This is a genomic window from Marinilabilia sp. (assembly GCF_016278715.1).
Classification (GTDB): Bacteria; Bacteroidota; Bacteroidia; order Bacteroidales; family Marinilabiliaceae; genus Marinilabilia.
This window is the reverse complement of the sequence record NZ_JADQBH010000248.1, coordinates 1-19,725: the sequence shown is the minus strand read 5'-3', so window position 1 is coordinate 19,725 and position 19,725 is coordinate 1. Positions and strand designations below refer to the sequence as shown.

The following is a 19,725-nucleotide window of genomic DNA, read 5'->3' as shown; positions in this document are numbered from 1 at the left end:
CTAACACCACAAAACGGAATTCTTTGGCAAAGAGAATTCTTTGGTTGGCTGGATAAGTGGCTGAAGGAGTAATACGTCAATAATGGTTAGTCAGTAGTTTTTCCATTACAACATAGCCAGACAATTATCAAATGTCTGGCTATGATATTATTAAGCTACTTTTTGATGTAATTAACTAAACCACATATATTAAGAGAAAACCTAGAGATTAAGACATATAAGCATTTTGAGTCTGGCTTTCAATAAACAAAACTCATCAGTTCATTAGCTCATCAGCTCTTTGGCCTGCATCCTTCGCCTTCGTCCCACCACAACCATAAATACAATAGAAACAGCTTTCAACAGGAAACCTGCATACATCAGCAAAGAGCCTGTCAAGGCTGTTGAGGGCTCTCCTTTCAGAAATCCACCGGTGCCTACCATGGCAATTCCTGCAAATAGCATCACCAGGTAACGTCCGCCCGCAAGTGACCCGTTGATCAATCCAAGTGTGAGATATAAGACTTTAAGCGAAATACCCGCAATCAATACATAGCTGTACCAATCCACTCCGAAAATCCGCAGTCCAATTGCAAGAAAAACCAGAAACAATCCGATAAAAAGAAAAAGTTTATTGTTCATCTGTTTAGCATATTTCAAGTTATTATTCTGATAAAACTCGCATGATTTGCTTCATACGTAATCCTTAATAACAAAATTTTTCACGCCCGTGTTTCATTTTGTAGATTTGTTTGCCGCACAAGTTCCACCAACCGAAACCCATCATTCAACAAACATAAAAGGAAGTTTATTGTTCTTTACATGCCATTGATAAAATTTAAAAAACCTGCGCAGCCTGTTTCGCGTCAAAGTTAAAACATCTAACTTTAGTAACACCTTAGAAAAGGCAATTTCCACATCAAACCATTTCATGAAGACTAAGAACATACTTATAACAGGAGCTTCCTCCGGCATTGGACGCGAAACCGTTCGTTACTTTGCTGCCCGCGGCTGGAAAGTTGCTGCCACCATGCGAAATCCCGAAAAAGCAGGTGACCTGGTCAATATTCCCGGGGTAGCCATTTATCCTTTGGATGTAACTCAGCCACATGGAGCTGAACAAACCATTCTAAAGGCATGGGACGACATGGATGGGATCGATGTGGTGGTCAACAATGCCGGTTATGGTGCACTGGGCATACTTGAGGGAGCCGGCGACGAACAAATCATTCGGCAGTTTGACACCAATGTACTGGGAACGCTCAGGGTAATAAGATACATCTTGCCATTAATGCGCGTCAGAAAGAAAGGAACCATCATAAACATCTCATCCATTGCAGGAAAAATGGGATTACCCCTCTACTCACTTTATCATGCCAGCAAATTCGCGGTGGAAGGGCTTACCGAAAGTCTTTTTTATGAGTTATACCCATTCAATATTAAAGTTAAGCTTATAGAACCGGGCCCGGTAAGGACTGAATTTAACGGACGCTCAAAAGATGAGATCCTGCCTCCTGATGACCAACGCTACATTGCCATATCACAAAAGGTCTCTCATTTTTACAACAACACATTCAAATATGCGGCCCAGCCAACAATGATTGCTAAAACCATTTTCCGGGCGGCCACTTCCCGATCCAACAAGCTCAGATATCCAGCCGGCTCTCAGGCCAAAATGTTTATATTGCTTTACCGCATTTTGCCCGGAACCTGGTTTCGCCACCTGATACGAATACTTATCAACATCTGAGCATTTCAACCTTTCCTAAATCCTGATTAAACTTTTAACATGGAAAAAAGTCAATACTATATGTTTTTTGCAATCGTACTCACTGTTCAGATCCTCGTCAATTTTTATCTTTCCTGGCGGGGATACCAGGCCCTGGAGGCCTTTCCAAAAGTCAGGCCCTGGTTTATTGCTTTTATGATACTGGCCACCCTGTCATACATGGCTGGTCGCACCCTTGAAAAAAGTATGTACAACCCGTTGACTGTTTCACTTCACTGGTTGGGAGCATTTTGGTTTGCTGTGATGCTTTATGCCACACTCCAGGTTTTACTTATTGACATTGGCCGACTAATCGACCTGGCAATCCCTTTCGTAAGGAAAATCGCCGGAACGGATTATGTGCGCTTCAAGTTTATTGTCGGAGCCTCAGTTGCAGCCCTTACTTTTGTTGTTGTAATGGCCGGACATATTAATGCCTGGTATCCGAGAACCTCAACTCTGAATCTTGAAATTCCTAAAGAAGCCAATGGACTGAAAGAATTACGCATTGCGGCCGTTAGTGATGTCCATCTGGGCACCATCATCGGACCACGCAAAACAGCCAACCTGGTCAATACCCTCAACGACCTCAATCCAGATATTATTCTTTTGGCAGGAGATGTGCTGGATGAAGATGTGGGGCCTGTCATCCGTCAAAACCTGGGCGATTCGCTGCGAAAACTTAAAGCTCCCATGGGGATATATGCCTGCACCGGCAACCATGAATACATCGGAGGTGGAGAACCCTCCATCCAATACCTTGAAGAACACGGAATAAAAGTTCTTCGTGATACCTCTGTACTCATTCAGGATGCATTCTATGTTGTAGGCCGTGAAGACCGACATGCTAATTTCAGTAATGATAAAAAACGAAAAGATGTAGAGGAACTCTTACAGGACATTGACATCAAACGTCCGGTAATTGTGTTAGACCATCAGCCCTATCATCTGGATTTGATAACAGGAAAAGGAGTGGATTTACAGATATCGGGGCACACACATCACGGACAGATGTGGCCGTTTGGCTACATCACCAACAAAATTTACGAAGTCAGCCGTGGATACAAGAAAAAAGATGAAACCCACTTCTGGGTCAGCACCGGTTTTGGGACCTGGGGACCGCCGGTAAGGACAGGCAACAGGCCAGAGGTGATATTGATTAATTTAAAATTCCAAAATAACCCCAATAGTAGGCAACACAGTCCCGGAGGTGGAAATTAACTCTTTAAGGTCGTACTCCTGATTATTTGCGGGTGCAGAGGGATTCACTACCACAGGTTCTCCGTCCTCTCCAAGACGCTGAACCAGGCGTGGCGGGTTTTCATTTTGTTTATTGTAAACATTCTGAATGTCCAGATACAGGCCCAGTGAGAATTTGGGAAACATCCACGACTTATCGACCCGCAAATCGAGCTGATGAAAAGAAGGCAATCGCTTTTCGTTAAAGCGGCTGTAATCGGGATATTCACGTCCACGTACGTTCCATGCCTGAACATCCTTTGATTTCTCAAAGTCATAAGGGGTATAGGGCAATCCACCGGCAAATCTCCATTTCAAACCAAAGTCCCAGTTATTTTTGAAAGATTTATTGAAGGTAAATGTCAGCAAATGCTCACTGTCCCAGGCCGAAGGAACATAGTTGCCATCGACATCGGTAAATTCTGCCTGGCTCCAGGTGTAAGCTAGGATGTAACTGAATCCTTTGGGCGATTTCTGCCTGATCAGAAGCTCCAGTCCGTAAGTTCGTCCTTCAGAGGTACTGGTTACTTCCTCGTCGCCAAAAGTTCCATATTCGCCCCCCTTGCTCGCCATGGCCACCGAGTCATTAACCGAAAACGGATAATTATCATAATCCTTTAAAAAGCCTTCCAGTCCAATTCTGGTATAACTATTGGGACGCCACTCCAGCCCCGCGACCAGGTGGTCAGCATGAATGTACTTCAAACCATTGTTTTTGTTAACCAGTTCGCCGCTGTTATCGCGGTACCCCATCATTGTATATGCCGGCAACTGAAAATATCGCCCTGAGTTGAACGTCACACTCACTTGCGGCATCAAATCGTAAGATGCTGTAAACCGGGGACTGAGTTGATTCAGCGGATTATTCATCTCATCACTGTAGGAATTTCCGTCAAAGCGAAAACCGAGCCTCACATCCAGTTTATCCCCGAAATACTTCCGGGAAACAGTACCAAAAGCACCGTACTGAAAGAAGTCAAGGTCGGATTCGTAGCGAATTAATTCCTCCTGCCCGTCACGAAACGTCCTGGCAAATGTACGGTTGTAATACGAAGCACTTTCCAGATTAACACCCCCTTTCAGGGTATATTTTCCGGGATTGCTGAATACTTCGAAACGCAATCGGTTTTGAATTTCATCACTCGTGTAATCGGTTAATAATTTATCCGGATTATCCACTTCATTGTCCTCATATTTGGAAATCACATTATTAAGATGACTGCGGCTGAGCGCAAGCACATAATAATTGCGTTCCATAAAATGCTTGTAGCTGGCTCCCACGGTATAATTCCACTGTTCATAAGCCGGCAAATACTGTAAGGTATAACGGTTTTCCTCCGACGGTTCGGGCGATGGATTGTATTTGAACTCATCGATGGCTCCCACCCCAAGCAACGTCAACTCATTTTTCTGGTCGAAGCGTGTCCGTGTGCGGAATTGAAAATCGTTAAATGTGGGCAGAAACGGCAACCCTATCTGGTCGAATAAAAATTGCAAATAGGACCGTCTGACCGAAAACAAACCTCCTGTCTTCTCGCCCAAAGGCGTATTGGCAGACAAAGAAATTTCTGATGCTCCCAGAGTACTCTTAAATGAAGGTTTGTCCTTGTTGGCATCAATCTGCTTAAACTCAAAAACCGAACTCATGGCTCCACCCCTGTCGGCCGGAAAAGCACTGGAATAAAAATCAACCTCACGAATGAAGTCCACGTTCAAAATACCCACAGCCCCTCCCGATGCCCCTTGTGTGGAAAAGTGATTCAGTACCGGTATCTCAATACCATCCAGAAAAAAGCGGTTTTCGGACGGGCCTCCGCCACGTACAATCAAATCGTTTCGAAAAGAAACTGCTGCCCCCACTCCGGGAAAACTCTGTAATACCTTGGCCAAATCTCTGGATGCGCCTGCTCCCTTCTCAATCTGCTCAATACCAATGCGCCGCAAAGAAACGGGAGACTCCCCCCTTCGTACAAAACTACCGGCAGTTACCTGAACCTCCTCCAGCTGAGTTGTCTTTTGCTTCATTACAACTTCAATGTAATTAGAGCGGACAGCAGACAGATTAATCTCTTCAGTCAGTTTATTCTCATAACCGATAGATGACAATTGCAACTGAATAAAACCGGGAGTTAACTCCTCAAAAATAAACTCCCCCTCTTGGTTGGTGGTGGTTCCGGTATTGGTTCCGTCAATAACAATATTAACAAATGGCAGTGGCTCGTTATTGTAGGCATCTTTTACCAATCCCCTGAGTGTAGCGGTTTGCCCAAAAGCCAATGATGTAATAAACAAGAATAGTATAGATGTTTGATGTCTGGTTTTCATCTCAAATTGTTTAGTGTTTGGATACAGATTATTAAACAACAATTCTAATAAAGTTGTTCGAAAAAATAATATTTTTTTTCCATTGGTGTTTGATTTTAAAACCTATGGAACCTCTGTTAAAAAAGGTCTCCAGAATGCCTTAAGAAACCTGCACGTATTAATATGTGTAAGGTACAAATGGCAAACTATGTTTTCGCGCTTTAACCAAAGTCAACCTTGCCTGCAACAATCATTCTTACTGCAAAAAAGATTAAAAACGAGGTCCCATCAATCGAAACCCACCTTCAGCAATCCAAAAAAATCTTATGTGCCTTATGTGGTTTCATTCTAAAAATGATAATTTTGAACCAAATCAAAAGAGATAACCTGAATGGGGCTAAAAAACATAATTAACCCGCAGAAATTATTAGGCCGTTTTTTAAAATGGAGATTGCGTCACGTCAGCAATCGTCAATTCATTATGTTTCTGAGTATTTTGGTGGGTATTGCTTCCGGGTTAGGGGCTGTGGCCATAAAAAACAGCGTTCACTTCATCAGCGTATTGGTACAGGACATCATTCACGCTGAAGGTCCCGGTTACATTTTTCTCTTCTCCCCCATCATAGGCATCCTTTTAACTGTCCTTTTCATTAAATTTGTATTGAAACGCCCGGTCCGCCACGGAATCCCCAATGTCCTTTATGCGCTATCCAAAAGGAAAGGACGTATCCGTAGTCACAATATGTTTTCCAGCATCGTAACCAGCTCGCTTACGGTGGGCTTTGGGGGAAGCGTAGGACTTGAGGGGCCGACAGTCTCTACCGGAGCAGCCATCGGAAGTAACATTGGCCAGTTTTTTCATCTCAACCACCGGCAAATAACTCTTCTGCTGGGTTGTGCGTCAGCGGCTGCCATGTCGGCAATCTTTAAAGCACCCATTGCAGCCATTGTTTTCGCATTGGAAGTCATTATGCTGGATCTGACACTGACCGCGATTGTGCCCCTGCTGATGGCATCAGCGTCAGCTGTCCTCACTTCTTATTTATTTATGGGCCAGCAGGTGCTGTATCCCGTAACCATTACAGCCACCTTTAAGATTGACGACCTGCTGTTTTATATTGTACTGGGGATTTTCACCGGCTTGGTAGCAGTATATTTCACTAAGGTTTATTTATACATTGAACGCATATTTGAAAAACTAAAAACTTTACAATCCCGACTGCTGGCAGGAGGCCTGGGCCTGGGCATTCTACTTTTCTTTTTCCCCTCCCTTTATGGCGAAGGATACGATACCATTAACAGAATTCTTGCCGGCGACATCTCCTTTCTTTTTGACCAGGAAATCTTCGCGGGTCTTCAAGATTATTGGCCGGCAGTGGCCGGTCTGGTGCTCTTAATTATTGCACTCAAAGTGATAGCCACCTCTATCACCTTCGGCAGTGGCGGAGTAGGTGGAATATTTGCCCCAACGCTTTTCATTGGTTCCAGTACAGGACTGCTTTTCGCGATGCTCGTCTCTCATTTGGGAATTACCGAACTCTCGGAGCAAAACTTTGCCCTTGCGGGAATGGGAGGACTGATAGCCGGAGTGTTGCACGCTCCGTTAACAGGACTCTTTCTCATTGCTGACGTTACAGGAGGATATGAATTATTTCTTCCTCTTATGATAACCTCTGCCATCTCTTTTGCCACGGCGAAAACATTTGTCAAAAACTCTGTCTATACCCACCAGCTGGCTCAGCGCAAAGAATTACTGACCCACGATAAAGACCAGATGGCATTAACCCTGATGGACGTAACGAAGCTTATAGAAACTGATTTCTCGGTAATAGCTCCTGAAGCCAAACTGGGCGACCTTGTGAACGTGGTGTCTAAAGCCCACCGAAATCTCTTCCCTGTTGTAGATGAGAAAGGAATGTTGCATGGAATGGTGAAAATGGATGACATCCGAAGCATCATCTTCAAACCAGAACTTTACGAAAGCGTTCAGGTTAAAGACCTGATGTATATGCCACAATATTTCATCAGTCCCGATGACTCGATGGAAGATTTGGTGGAGGTATTCCGTAATTCAGGGAGGTTCAACATCGCCGTGATTGACAAAGGACGATATATGGGATTTATTTCCCGGGCCAATGCCTTTACCGCATACCGCAATCTTGTTAAGAAATTTTCCGGAGAATATTAGCCCCTGTTAGTCCGTCAACAAACACCTAAACGGAAAGGTTTTATTATTAATTAGTTGCGGCCACACCCTTACGTTTTGTAAGTAATTATCTGTTTGCCATTTACGAAAACCTCAATGGATATTGAATCATAATTTTACAGGAAATATTGAAATAATCGCCGGTAAAACTCTATTTTTGGACTTGACTTAAAATAAAGACCAACACCAATGTTTAAAAAAGTTCCTCATACCTACGTAATTGTTTTCTCGCTTATAGTGATGGCAGCAATAGCCACCTGGTTTGTTCCGGGAGGCCAGTATGTAACGCCAGACGAGGCTGATACAACCTCCATAGTTGATTTCCGTGAAGTTGAGAGTCAGCCACAGACATGGCAAATTTTTGCTGCCCTTTTTGAAGGTTTTGAAAAGCAGGCGGGAATCATTGTATTCATATTGATGATTGGTGGTGCCTTCTGGATTCTGAACGACAGTAAAGCCATTGACATCGGAATTTATTCATTCCTGAAGTTCACCCGCAAACTGGATAAGTTTAAAGCCATCAGGCTCATTGGTGCCAATAATCTTATCATCATCATGATCATGCTGATGTTTTCGATATTCGGAGCGGTCTTTGGTATGAGTGAAGAAACCATTGCCTTTGTAGTTATCGTTGTTCCGCTCGCCATTTCTATGGGCTACGACAGTATCATGGGCGTATCAATGGTGTTTGTGGCGGCCGGACTGGGATTTGCAGGTGCAGTACTCAATCCTTTCACAATCGGCATTGCACAGGGATTAGCAGGACTCCCGCTTTTCAGTGGTTTCGAATACCGCCTGTTTTCATGGGCCGTCATCAACCTAATTGGCATCGGATACATTTTATGGTATGGTGCCCGCATCAAAAAAGACCCAAAACGCTCCCCCGTTTATGAAGAAGACCATCATTGGCGACATGAAATAACAGAGAACGACGCGGACACAGGACACAAGACTTATACCGCCTCCTGGGTTGCTTACACTCTGACTTTAGGTGCTCTTATACTGTTCTCCATTAATTGGCCGGTGAGTACACTGACCATTGGCGGTGGCGACGGCATAACCGGATGGTTTATTCCCGGACTCACAGCATTATTTGCCGTTACCGGGTTTGTAGCCCTCAGAAAATCTGCCCCCGCTTTTGTCCTGGTTATTCTTGGTTTCACCATCTTATTTTTAATTGTAGGGGTCATGGGATTTGGCTGGTACATCATGGAAATCGCAACACTTTTCTTTGCCATGGGTATCCTTGCCGGCATTGCCATGAATAAAAGCGCCGACGAAATTACCCACCTCTTTCTCGAAGGAGCAAAAGACATTATGTCGGCTGCATTAATTGTTGGACTGGCAGGTGGAATCATCGTAATTCTGGAAAACGGAAAAATTGTCCATACCATTCTTCATGCAATGGCAGGTGGCATGCAGGACATGGGGAATGTAGCTTCGGTAGGGATAATGTACGTCATCCAAACAGTAATAAACATTGTAATCCCCAGTGGTTCTGCCAAAGCAGCATTAACCATTCCTATTATGGCCCCATTCAGCGACCTCATAGGGTTGTCCAGACAAGCCACAGTAATGGCCTTTCAGTTTGGCGACGGCTTCACGAACCTCATAACCCCCACATCAGGAGTTTTGATAGGGGTTTTGGGCGTTGCACGCATCCCCTTCGTGAAATGGGCCAGGTGGATTGCCCCCCTCATCACGATTCTGATTATTGTGGGATTCTTGTTACTCATACCGACAGTCACAATGAATTTAAATGGATTTTAATCAATTAATTTTGTAATTCTCTTGTCGGTTTATTGATTTGTATTTAGGTTTACATTTGTTGTTCACGAACGAATAAATACATCAACCGCCTGTTTATCGGGGCTATTCGATAAAACAAAATAAACAAATTTGACTTTATGGCACGTCCGGAAAAAGTTTTGAAGTATTGTCCCAGCTGCGGTTCGGGACTGTTCAAAACAGACTCATCCAAGTCGTTTAAGTGTGATAGTTGTGGGTTTAAGTTTTTTATAAACAGCGCAGCAGCGGTTGCTGCAGTAATAGAAAACGAAGAAGGACAAATACTTCTTACTGTAAGAGGTGTTGAGCCTGCCATCGGGGCACTTGATTTGCCGGGTGGATTTGTTGACCCCATGGAAAATGGGGAAGATGCCCTCAAGCGGGAGTTAAAAGAAGAACTTAATCTGGAAATTACCGAGTTGCGCTACTTAGGCAGCTTTCCGAATGAGTACGTATATAACGATTATTCCGTTTTTACGACCGATTTTGGATTTGCCTGCAAAGTAAAAAGTTTTGATAATATAAAAGTCGATGACGACATTGCCGATTTTCATTTTTTCGACCCCAAAGAAATCGACTTTAATAAAATCAGTAGTAACTCAATCAAAAAAATTCTGAAAACTTATTTGGCTGACAAAAAACAATGACAAACGAGCTTTTCATTCTTCTTTGGAGCGCTGCAAGTATAGGTTTTGTACATACCATCCTTGGGCCGGATCACTATTTGCCTTTTATTGTTATCGGAAAGGCAAGAAACTGGAGTCTTTCCCGAACACTTGGGCTCACCATGGTCTGCGGCATTGGTCATGTGCTTAGCAGTGTCATAATAGGAATGCTTGGTATATTTATTGGTATTCAACTACAAAAGCTTACCTGGTTCGAAGGAATTAGAGGAAACCTTGCGGCCTGGGGATTGATTGCCTTTGGGTTGCTTTATGCTATTTGGGGCCTTCGGCACTATTTCAAGCACAAAAAGGCCCATAGTTCTCACGGACATAACCCTTCGACAAAGACAACCCCATGGATGCTTTTCATTATCTTTTTCCTGGGTCCGTGCGAACCTCTCATTCCTCTGCTCATGTATCCGGCAGCACATGAAAGTACTACTGCCATCATATTGGTTACCACTATTTTCGGATTAGTAACTGTTGGAACCATGCTAATTACTGTTTGGGCCGCATCTCTGGGACTATCTAAAATCAGGCTCAATAAACTTCATCCCCTATCTCATTTTGTGGCAGGTATAATTATATTTGTATCAGGACTATCCATTCAATTCCTGGGGCTGTAAAATCTCCAGGCACATCAAACAAAAACCAAAGTGATGAAGCAAACAAACGACTTAACCGGTTTCTGGCGTTTCCATGAAGATTTTGACCATGGGGAGGACATTGGAGAAGCACGCTTGTTTCAGAATGGTAAAAATTTGTCGGGACATATCGTATTCAAAGAAATAATTCCTGACGAAGCCCCTATGTATATCCGAGTCAAAATAAAAGGGAAAGTTGACGGTACGCAGGTCACTTTTTCGGAGTCTTCTATAGTTGTGCTTTCAGGAGGTACAGAGGCATCTTATGAGCCGGAAGAACGCACCGGCCTCATCAATGCCATGGGCCGGATTGTTGGCTCCGGTGAAGACACTCAGGGCGTTAACGGGATATTTGTCATGGAGCGTATTCTTTAAACTGTCTCGCCTTCGCCCATTCACTTTTTCATATTCTTCCTCCAGGTAACCCAGCTTGTCCACCCCGGGTAGCTCTAACTGGCCTCTTTCAGAGACCTGCCATTTCTGTCATATATAAAATTGGGGAAGCCACTGTAAATTGCATATTAATGGTTGTCATTCGGAGAAGCGAAGCAATCTTTTTCCAGAAATAAGTTTCTCCGGACAATCGTGATTAAAAACTCCAAAACAACCTTTCCATTCCCAAAAAAATTTTGTAAATTTTATCTGAAAAAGCCGATAAAACTTTGTTTCACCCTCTTAAAACACCAAACCTATGAGACGTGTCTTACTTCTTACCGATTTTTCAGAGATTGCCCGAAACGCATGCATCTATGCCCTTAAAATGTTCGAAAAAGAAAAGACCCATTTTGAATTGCTGAATGTCTTCGACGTAGAGTTCAGTGGCAGTCCATACATCATGCAGATAAAGGAGGAAATGGCAGAAGAAAGCATGCGCGGACTAAGAAAAGAGTTGTCACTTCTACATGCCAAATTTCCCCATTCACGAATTGAACTGGCCTCCCGTTTTGGAGCCATGACAGAGGTTATTAATAAGGAGATAGAAGATTTCGAGCCTGAACTCCTTATTCTGGGGTGTAAAGGAGAAAGTGCCCTCGAACACTTCTTGCTGGGAAGCAATGCCCTGGAAATCATTAAACACATTCATTTCCCCATGCTGGTTGTTCCCCGGAAAGCACGTTTCACCCCTCCTGAAAAAATTGCCTTTGCCACCGACATGAAAGACGTTGACATTTCCAAAATGGCAGAACCCCTTACTCATTTGGTGGAGGCCTATAACAGCGAACTTCTATTCCTCAATGTTCTGGAAGAACAATACATTAACCGGGTTGAAGCCGAGGAAAAAATTGCATCTCATTTTCCGGGCCTGAAGCTAAGCTTTCATTTTATAGATAATGAAGGTGACGTTTGCAAGAGCATTCTGAAATGGATGGACGACAATGACGCAACACTACTGACGCTGGTAAGGCATCACCACAGCTTTTTCGAACGCATTTTCAATCCGCATATCATTAAAAAAATGGTTCGGCATCCACATCATCCAATGCTGATATTGCATGAAAAAGGTTAAGATCTTGTTGGTGTTTTGAGAACTCATGAATTAAAGCAGCCGGAATTTCTATTGGCAGAATATTTATAGTTTAAATCTGGAAGCCACTATTCCTGAGGCGTGCGTCGTATCAGTCCGGCTCAAACCAGGCAATAATGATTTTAGCGCATCATTGTTTTATTATCTCCCAAACATACAGTCAAATAGTAATCCAATTGAAAAAATATTTCCGTTTCTTTAGTAATAAATCCTCAACAAGGAAAACTTTAATTGAAACAGATGACAAATAACTTCTTCATTGTATATTTGGGTTGTATTGTTTCTTATATAGATGATTTTTTTTTAAGAAGGGGTTGCGTCATATTACCGCTGACTAACACATGTATTAAATCATTGGGGATTACGGGAGTTGTTATTGTCTGCTGTTACAACTGTTGACCGGAGCAGAAATCTTTAAGCAACTGTCTTACCACAAGCATTTTAAACACAATTCTGACAACTGGACGTACCTCTCAGTATACTGGTTTCAAATCACATTTAGAGAGTATTTCGTCTGCTTCTCAACGTGTACAGATATCTCTGTAGAATACGGACCAAAACAAAATGTTGTTCAGAAGTACCAGTTTATTATATTTTTTTACTTTGCATAATATGTCCTTTGTGCTGACTCAGGTTAACAGCTTGAACACCCACAATCTTTTCTATTCCCGGCAAAATAGTTTTCAATAATGCCAGTAGCGCAACCACACCCTAATCCCGAAAGAACTGTTATTGCAACCTGGGGACAATTTAAGGCACATGCCCCACATTCCATACAATAATCCTGTTTAACTATTTGAGCTTTTCCCATTTCAATATTGAAAACCCCATGTGGGCAGACTTTAACACACATGCCGCAACCATTACATTTGTCCTGATTAAGCTCCAGGGTGACAACATCTTTTATATAAACCATAGTTTTCATCACTTTCTAAGTTAAGTTATTGATAACATACAAAATAAGCCCAATACTGACCATGAAAATTTGAATAGGTACAAATATTTTCATCTCTTTTTTAACTCCCGAAAGAGAAGTGAATGTTGAGGCACCTGTAAAGTTCATGGTCATAAAAGATGAAATTGCCGGGAGTAAAAGAAACCAGGCTGCAATCCCAAAATATCCAATACCTAAATCTCCTGTTAAGAATAGAATACCCGATAAGAAAAAACCGCTAATCAAACCTTTAAAAGCAAACATTCTTACTGGGATATAAGGCAAAAAAACGGGAGTAATAAGTATGCCCGTAAAATAAGCAAGGGTAATTAAAATCATGGCCGTCAAGCCATTATTAATAGCTTGATACAGGTTGATACCCTGTGAATCAATTGCTGAAAGCAGAAACATTATTGCAAAAGCTGCAAAAAGTTTATACCTGGCATATACAATATCCACCGTCAGCAATTTTATCCGGTCGGAGAAATTGAAGGTTACCGTACGCATTTCGGTTGTTGTCTGGTATCTGTTTTGTATAAAGGCTTTTATATCTTTTGCCCTAACCGGACCGAATATTACACGAAATCCCGGCTCAACAATTTCTCCCGAAACATGTGCGTTAGCATTAGTCTGAGATTGCTTTAAAGTACCGGGAATAGGTTTTGCACAAACTGTAGTTAAACTTTTTACAAGGTGGGCTGCTATTCCAACAGCTCCAAGTTGAGGCACAATAATCTTCCTGTGATTAACTATCATACCAAGTCGGGTCACTCTTATCCGGTGAACAAGTTCAGATGTACCGAAGGTACCTTTCCCTGCTGCGCACCAAACATTAACACCTTTTGTGTCTAACACCAATATCCATGCGTTAATGCCATCAAGGTTTTTACGTAAATGATCGAATGACAATTTATAATTGGCAGTAACAAATACATCAGAACTTTCATCAGGTTTACCTGTAGCATAAAGGCCTGGAGCGACCAGATAATGGTCGCGTCCTATTAGCCAACGCACTTTTACTGCACCCCAGTAATCCTTTCGGTTTAACTTAGTTGCAACTTGAGGAACTTCATTTATCTGTGTAAAAACAGTTCCTGTAATCAGGGAATTCTTTTTCTGTTTCATCTTTATCTATAAGTTTAACTTTCTTATAAAGACGAAGAATCAAGAAAAGGATTCAAAAACAGGCGTATTTAACTGGACGATTGACCATTACACAAACAGCATTCTTTGGGTTTTACCCCAATCACAGTACCATATTTATCGAATTCATAGTGACAACAAGTCATTAACTTATCTTGAATCATTTTGCGAGCTCGTTGTACACGTGATTTTGCACCTGAAGGTGAAATCTTTAGCCTTTTTGCCAGCTCTACCTGCGACAATCCCTCATATTCAATCAATAGAAGAGCCTGGGCATATTTGTGTGGCAAGGTTTCAATAAGAGGTCTTAAACTTGAGTTGATCTCATCGGCTAGATCTCGTTCGTTTTCATCTTTAAATTCATCCGGGTAATCAAAATTCGAACTCTCGACGATGTCTATCTTGTCTTCTTCTTCGAATTTTACTTTATGTTTCCGGTAATAATCGGTAATAGTATTTCTTGTTAACTGAAATATCCAGTTATTTATTTTTGATTCATCCCTGAGTGTGTTGATATTCATGTGAATTTTGATAAAAACTTCCTGAAATATCTCCTCTGTGATGTATTCATCTGACACATGTTTTAAAATGAATGATTTTATTTTACAGCAACATGCATTCCAAATAGATTCTGTAGTATGTTCCATTTTTATTTATTCAATATAAAATTCCTACATTTTCAGCATCATATCATTTTTTTTGTTTTCAGGGAAATATTTATCTACTAATTCTCTGGTTTCTTTCAGCCATTGCTGTCTTTGCTCTAAATCGCTTGTAACAACTATTCTAAACATCTTTCTATCAAATACTTCCACTCCACAAAATTTAAAAATGCAATTTTTCCAAATCGTTTCCAGTGGGTCCCCAAATATTTTATTTTCTCTATCCGCATTTGTGTTTGATGTATTAAAAACAAGCCCTATCTTTGCTTTTAATAATCCTATCGGAATTCCTTCACCATCATCACCGTCATTGAACTCATATGCAATTCCAGGTCTAATAATTCTGTCAATCCAACCTTTTAATATTGCAGGAGGTTGCCCCCACCAATTCGGATGAATAATTATTATCCCGTCACTCTGCACCAAATCATCACAATGCCTTTCTACTAAGTCATTTATCGTACCATTTTTAGGTATCTCTTTTGAAGTAATTAATGGGTCGAAACGATCCTCATATAAATCACGAAATATTATTTTATGTCCATTCTCTGCAAGTTTTTGCTTACATTCATTAGCTATTGCATGATTAAAACTCTGTCTGTCCGGGTGAGCAAGTATGACTAATATCTTCATTTCTTATTTGTCTGTTATACAACTTGATGTCTTTCTTTTAAATGCATGGCAAAGTATGATGGTATGGTATCGTGCGGGATTACGAGGCTATTTCCTGTCAAGTTACACCGGCATTTTTTACGAGCTGAGAATTTTCACAAACCACTGACACCTGCATGCACTAAACCATGTTATGCGTTCGTAGTTTTTATTTACCTTTCTCTTTATCAACTAATTCAAGTGTATGTGTTAATAGTTCAACACCACCAAATTCTCCGTGCCCAGGAATCACTGTTTTAATCTCAGGGTATCTTTTCATTACCTTCTCAATCGTATTATCCCAATCATTTACTACTGCATCAGATAAATTACCCAGTCCTTTTGAATCAACTGATTTTATCAAGCATCCACCAAACAGAATCTTTTTATTTGAAATCCAGACCGTTATATTGTCAAATGAATGTCCGGCCCCAAAGTATCGGCAATCAATTTGTTCTCCATTAAAATTAAACGTCAAGGAATCGGTAAAAGAGGTTGATGGAAGGAGTAATCCAATTTCTTGGCATTTCTCAACTGTCATTGAATTTGCAATTGACTCAATCCCGATACTTTGTAAATAACCCAATCCACCCAAACAATCATCATGGAAATGCCCAATTATCAATTTAGTCAAATCCACTGACATAGAATCCTTCAAATACTTTGTTAATCTCTCGGTTTTATCATCGTCAATTGGTGTGTCAATCATCAGAGCCTGTCCTTTTTTAACTAAAATCAGTCCATTTGATGGAAATCGGCCAAAATCATTAAGGTGGTGCCAGGTCACATGAACAAATATTGAATCCTGAATATGAATTAATTGAATATCATTGTCAATCACGATTTTTTCATTGGGCTGTGCATTGGAAGTAATTAATCCAATCAGTCCGAATATTATTATCAAAAAATACTTTTTATTCATTTTTCTATCGGTTTGAGGTTAGCAGAATTTTGTTTGCCATGACAAACAACGGTTTGCGGCTTTGCGTTCGGGCGGGCTTTTACCACCAAACTATTTTACCAAGCCGAAATTCAAATATACGAAAACCTGTCATACAAAGCCGTTTACCCCGCCTAACACAAAACCGCTGTTATCGGCTGCCCTACTTATGTCCGTTTTTTGTGTCCGAATGCAATAAAGCCCTGACCATTTTACAATCTAGCATTTACTTATCACTATGTTGATGTTTAGAACTTTCCGTTGTTGTTTCTCCAATTCTATTTTGCAGGGATGGGTTCAATTACGTCCCAATGTTCAGCTATTTCCCCGTTTTCTACTCGGAACAAGTCATAAAAAGAATTGTATTAGGTTTAATTTTAACGGGATTGAAGTCAACCAAATGAGTTGGATTACCTTTTTGAAACCAAAGTATGTGATAAAAGCCTGTCCGATGTGGGGTGGTCAACAGGTCAGAATGGTTGTTGTATAGTTGTCCGATACCAACCAATTCAAATTCTTGTGGCAGTCCCTGTTTAAATGTATACTTCTTTATATTGGACTTCATTTTCTGTTGCACCATCGTCTTTCAGGGCTGCCTATGACATTGATTATATGCAAAGTAGCCGATTGCAGACTCCAAACCTTTCAACAAACAGAAAAGCTAATGCGGGCTACAACTCTTGAATTTACTACTGTTTCGGCTATAATTTTTGAACATTGTTACCTGCTGGCTTTTAATTCTTTTGCTTTATCTTCAATTAAATCTAACAATTCGGAATCGAATCCAATCGGAATTCTAACTAATCCTGCTACGATTTCATTTTCGTCATTGATATTTACAAACGGAGAATAATTTTCATTAATCATTATTTTTCCCAATATCGCATATGAAACTAAGTTCTCATTTTGAGAAATACCATATTCCTTTTTTGCTTGAAGCTTTTCCAGCACCAATTCAAGAATTTGAATTCTTTGATTTGAATTAGTTTTATTCAACAACTCGTCCTGAAGCATAAAGAACTCAATTGTTTCAAATGAAATCTGAATTGGAGTTTCGATTCCTGCGAAAAATGGAGGATAATGATTTTTGTCACAATTTAAGGACATTAGTTTATATCTTTCCGTAATAACATTAAAGAAATTTGTTCTTCCATAAAGTTCTTCAAACCCATTGTTTTCAGATTTAATTCTCTCAAATCCGTCCTGACCAAAATTAAATGCTCCATAATCAAGTATCAGTGGATAAGTCAATAAGGTTTCCAATAAACCCTCTGTCGAAATAGATTTTAATTTGCTATTTGGGATTTGGCAAGCCTGTACCATTTCAGATAACGATTTTAAGTCTGCCCATTCATCCATTCCTGGAACAATAGGGTATTCGTAGGTGTCAGAAATAAAAAAAGGCATACACTCTCCTTGTTGAATAACAAGTTCGTCTTTATTGCAACTATGCAAACCGACTAAAGCAATTGAGAAAAACAATATTTGAAAATTTTTCATAATTTTGTTTTTATAGATGTCTTTTCCTTTTAGATGACATTTGATTCAGAATGGTTGCTTTTTTAAGCTTGAAGGTAACTAATTTATATCATCACCCCCACAGTTCTCTAACTCCTAAAATCCCCGGCATTAATGCATCCTTGTCAGACTCTCTTTCTCAACTTTTTAAAACCTCTTTAAAGGCACGGGTAAAAACATCTTCAAGTGTTTCGGAGAGTATTTGTTCTTCCACTGTATCCTCAATAGAAGTCTCAATTGAAGCATCCCAATGCTTGAGGTGCCAGTCCCTATTTTCATATTCAAGTGAAGTCATGTTGTCAACCCAGTCACCTGAATTAAGATAAGTAATGGCGCCGGCAGGAGATTTAATACGCTTTTTGGCGGGCCGATGGATATGACCGCAAATTACGTAGTGGTAGCCTTTGCGAATTCCCAGACGAGCCACAATAGCTTCAAACTTGGTTACAGCTTCCTTCTTGCCTCCTTTTACCTTGTCTTTAATTTTGGCGGCCAGAGAAATAGGGTTCCGCCCAAGGAGCCGGAGAACAGAATTGACCATCCGGTTGATGCCGGCAAGAATTCCATACCCTGCGGCACCCATTTTTGCCAACCACTTGGAGTGATGCATAACCACATCAAATACATCGCCATGGAAAATCCAGGCTGCTTTTCCATCAAGATTTAAAACCACTTTATTATCGATGCGAAGATGGCCAAAATCAACCCCGGTAAACCGACGTCCAACCTCATCATGGTTTCCGGGAATAAAAATAATCTTGGTACCCGTTTCGGCCATTTTAAACAGATAACGGATAACTCTCAGGTGTGAAGCAGGAAAATACCGCTTTGAAAAACGCCAAAAATCAATTATATCACCATTCAACACCAAAGTTTCCGGCTGGATGGTTTTCAGATATGCATAAAGTTGATTCGCTTTACTGCTGATGGTTCCCAAATGAGCATCGGAAATAACAACCGCTTTTAATGGTCTTTTTGCGTTCATATACCTGGCTTATACCAACAAATATATAAAACTTTAAGGGGAAAAAGACCTTTTGGAAAGGGTTAACTAATTCACCACCAACTTTTGAGAAAAAACTTCGGAATCTGTATCAAAAACAACAAAATAGGTTCCCGACTCCAATGGGGCCACATCGATTGTTTCCTCTCCCATCCCCAAACCTTCCTGCATTACAATCCCCCTAAGATTTACAATCCGGTAAGTAAATTCCCGGCCAAAGGAGTTAAGAACATGCAAATTCTCTTTTGCCGGATTAGGCCACAATGTGAATTCCCGGTTGCCTGAATCAGGCAATCGAATGGAATTGGTTTCGCAATCGGCAGGATCAACGACCGGTTCCCGTCCTGTGTTTCCACCTGCACATACACCACAAACATCTAAAGATGCTTCCCCATTCAGGTCACCATTGCAGTCATAAGAATAATCTGCAAAATTGGCAAGCAAACGGATGTAATTGGCCTGATATCCACAACTGTTCTCAGTTACAGACCAAGAATTTAGGGGCCATGAGTTGTTAAAATCTTTATAGGACTTCTGCGCAGGCTGACCTTTAGGCGGAACAATATCCACTGCATAACAAGCCTGATTATTTGCTGCTGAACCACAACCTCCCGGACAGCAACCATCCCAATCGTACGAGGGATTGGGACCACCTGTAAGAAACCCCGGTGCAGGACCATAAGTGGACGCTCCAACCCTGTCCCACAAGGAAGAACCATCGGAAAACCAAGTGTGATAAAACTCTCTGACGCCCTG

18 protein-coding genes are annotated in these 19,725 nt (G+C 41.2%); 8 read left to right on the top strand and 10 right to left on the bottom strand.

Translation table 11 applies throughout. The features are described 5' to 3' along the window. Positions 1-264: 264 nt before the first annotated feature. Positions 265-621, bottom strand: coding sequence for a hypothetical protein (locus QZZ43_RS15435; protein WP_291861278.1), 357 nt, complete (start codon positions 619-621; stop codon positions 265-267). A 289-nt stretch (positions 622-910) separates the two neighbouring features. Between QZZ43_RS15435 and QZZ43_RS15430 the strand changes: the two genes are divergently transcribed. Both QZZ43_RS15430 and QZZ43_RS15425 read left to right on the top strand, forming a co-directional pair. Beyond that, entirely contained in the window at positions 911-1,729 is an 819-nt protein-coding gene (locus QZZ43_RS15430; RefSeq protein WP_291861277.1) for an SDR family oxidoreductase, read from the top strand. A gap of 39 nt (positions 1,730-1,768) precedes the next feature. Further along, the gene (locus tag QZZ43_RS15425) at positions 1,769-2,968 is read left to right on the top strand and encodes a metallophosphoesterase (protein ID WP_291861275.1); all 1,200 of its coding nucleotides are present in this window, start codon (positions 1,769-1,771) and stop codon (positions 2,966-2,968) included. Here the strand turns inward: QZZ43_RS15425 and QZZ43_RS15420 are convergent. Next, a complete protein-coding gene (locus QZZ43_RS15420) occupies positions 2,912-5,311 on the bottom strand; it encodes a carboxypeptidase-like regulatory domain-containing protein (protein WP_291861273.1) in 2,400 nt (799 codons plus the stop codon). The two genes, QZZ43_RS15425 and QZZ43_RS15420, sit on opposite strands and share 57 nt — an antisense overlap. 370 nt (positions 5,312-5,681) lie before the next feature. Between QZZ43_RS15420 and QZZ43_RS15415 the strand changes: the two genes are divergently transcribed. From QZZ43_RS15415 to QZZ43_RS15390, 6 genes are all read left to right on the top strand, one after another. Next, a complete protein-coding gene (locus QZZ43_RS15415; RefSeq protein WP_291861271.1) occupies positions 5,682-7,478 on the top strand; it encodes a chloride channel protein in 1,797 nt (598 codons plus the stop codon). A 207-nt stretch (positions 7,479-7,685) separates the two neighbouring features. Beyond that, the gene (locus QZZ43_RS15410; protein WP_291861269.1) at positions 7,686-9,266 is read left to right on the top strand and encodes a YfcC family protein; all 1,581 of its coding nucleotides are present in this window, start codon (positions 7,686-7,688) and stop codon (positions 9,264-9,266) included. A gap of 137 nt (positions 9,267-9,403) precedes the next feature. Further along, entirely contained in the window at positions 9,404-9,931 is a 528-nt protein-coding gene (locus tag QZZ43_RS15405; RefSeq protein ID WP_291861268.1) for an NUDIX domain-containing protein, read from the top strand. Continuing rightward, complete coding sequence (locus QZZ43_RS15400) at positions 9,928-10,575, top strand: sulfite exporter TauE/SafE family protein (protein WP_291861266.1); 648 nt, start codon at positions 9,928-9,930, stop codon at positions 10,573-10,575. Before QZZ43_RS15405 ends, QZZ43_RS15400 begins: the two co-directional genes overlap by 4 nt. A gap of 33 nt (positions 10,576-10,608) precedes the next feature. Beyond that, the gene (locus QZZ43_RS15395; RefSeq protein ID WP_291861264.1) at positions 10,609-10,968 is read left to right on the top strand and encodes a hypothetical protein; all 360 of its coding nucleotides are present in this window, start codon (positions 10,609-10,611) and stop codon (positions 10,966-10,968) included. A gap of 316 nt (positions 10,969-11,284) precedes the next feature. After that, positions 11,285-12,100, top strand: coding sequence for a universal stress protein (locus QZZ43_RS15390; protein ID WP_291861262.1), 816 nt, complete (start codon positions 11,285-11,287; stop codon positions 12,098-12,100). A 652-nt stretch (positions 12,101-12,752) separates the two neighbouring features. On the opposite strand, the gene hgcB is transcribed toward QZZ43_RS15390, so the two are convergent. The 8 genes from hgcB to QZZ43_RS15350 form a co-directional block, all read right to left on the bottom strand. Continuing rightward, positions 12,753-13,043 (bottom strand): mercury methylation ferredoxin HgcB, encoded by a 291-nt coding sequence (gene hgcB, locus QZZ43_RS15385; RefSeq protein ID WP_291861261.1) that lies wholly within the window; start codon positions 13,041-13,043, stop codon positions 12,753-12,755. A 6-nt stretch (positions 13,044-13,049) separates the two neighbouring features. Next, positions 13,050-14,177: a mercury methylation corrinoid protein HgcA gene (locus QZZ43_RS15380; protein ID WP_291861259.1), complete on the bottom strand. Its 1,128-nt coding sequence runs from the start codon at positions 14,175-14,177 to the stop codon at positions 13,050-13,052. A gap of 68 nt (positions 14,178-14,245) precedes the next feature. Then, positions 14,246-14,842 carry a sigma-70 family RNA polymerase sigma factor gene (locus QZZ43_RS15375; RefSeq protein WP_291861257.1) on the bottom strand — a complete coding sequence of 199 codons (597 nt, stop codon included), beginning with the start codon at positions 14,840-14,842 and terminating at the stop codon, positions 14,246-14,248. 24 nt (positions 14,843-14,866) lie between these two features. Then, a complete protein-coding gene (locus tag QZZ43_RS15370; RefSeq protein ID WP_291861256.1) occupies positions 14,867-15,490 on the bottom strand; it encodes an NAD(P)H-dependent oxidoreductase in 624 nt (207 codons plus the stop codon). Positions 15,491-15,677: 187 nt separating this feature from the next. After that, the gene (gene bla, locus QZZ43_RS15365; RefSeq protein WP_291861255.1) at positions 15,678-16,430 is read right to left on the bottom strand and encodes a subclass B1 metallo-beta-lactamase; all 753 of its coding nucleotides are present in this window, start codon (positions 16,428-16,430) and stop codon (positions 15,678-15,680) included. Positions 16,431-17,168: 738 nt separating this feature from the next. Next, positions 17,169-17,948: a hypothetical protein gene (locus QZZ43_RS15360; protein WP_291861253.1), complete on the bottom strand. Its 780-nt coding sequence runs from the start codon at positions 17,946-17,948 to the stop codon at positions 17,169-17,171. Between the two features lie 157 nt (positions 17,949-18,105). Next, entirely contained in the window at positions 18,106-18,951 is an 846-nt protein-coding gene (locus QZZ43_RS15355) for a UDP-2,3-diacylglucosamine diphosphatase (RefSeq protein ID WP_291861252.1), read from the bottom strand. A 66-nt stretch (positions 18,952-19,017) separates the two neighbouring features. Further along, on the bottom strand, positions 19,018-19,725 hold a 708-nt coding region (locus QZZ43_RS15350), incomplete at its 5' end, for a T9SS type A sorting domain-containing protein (protein WP_291861250.1).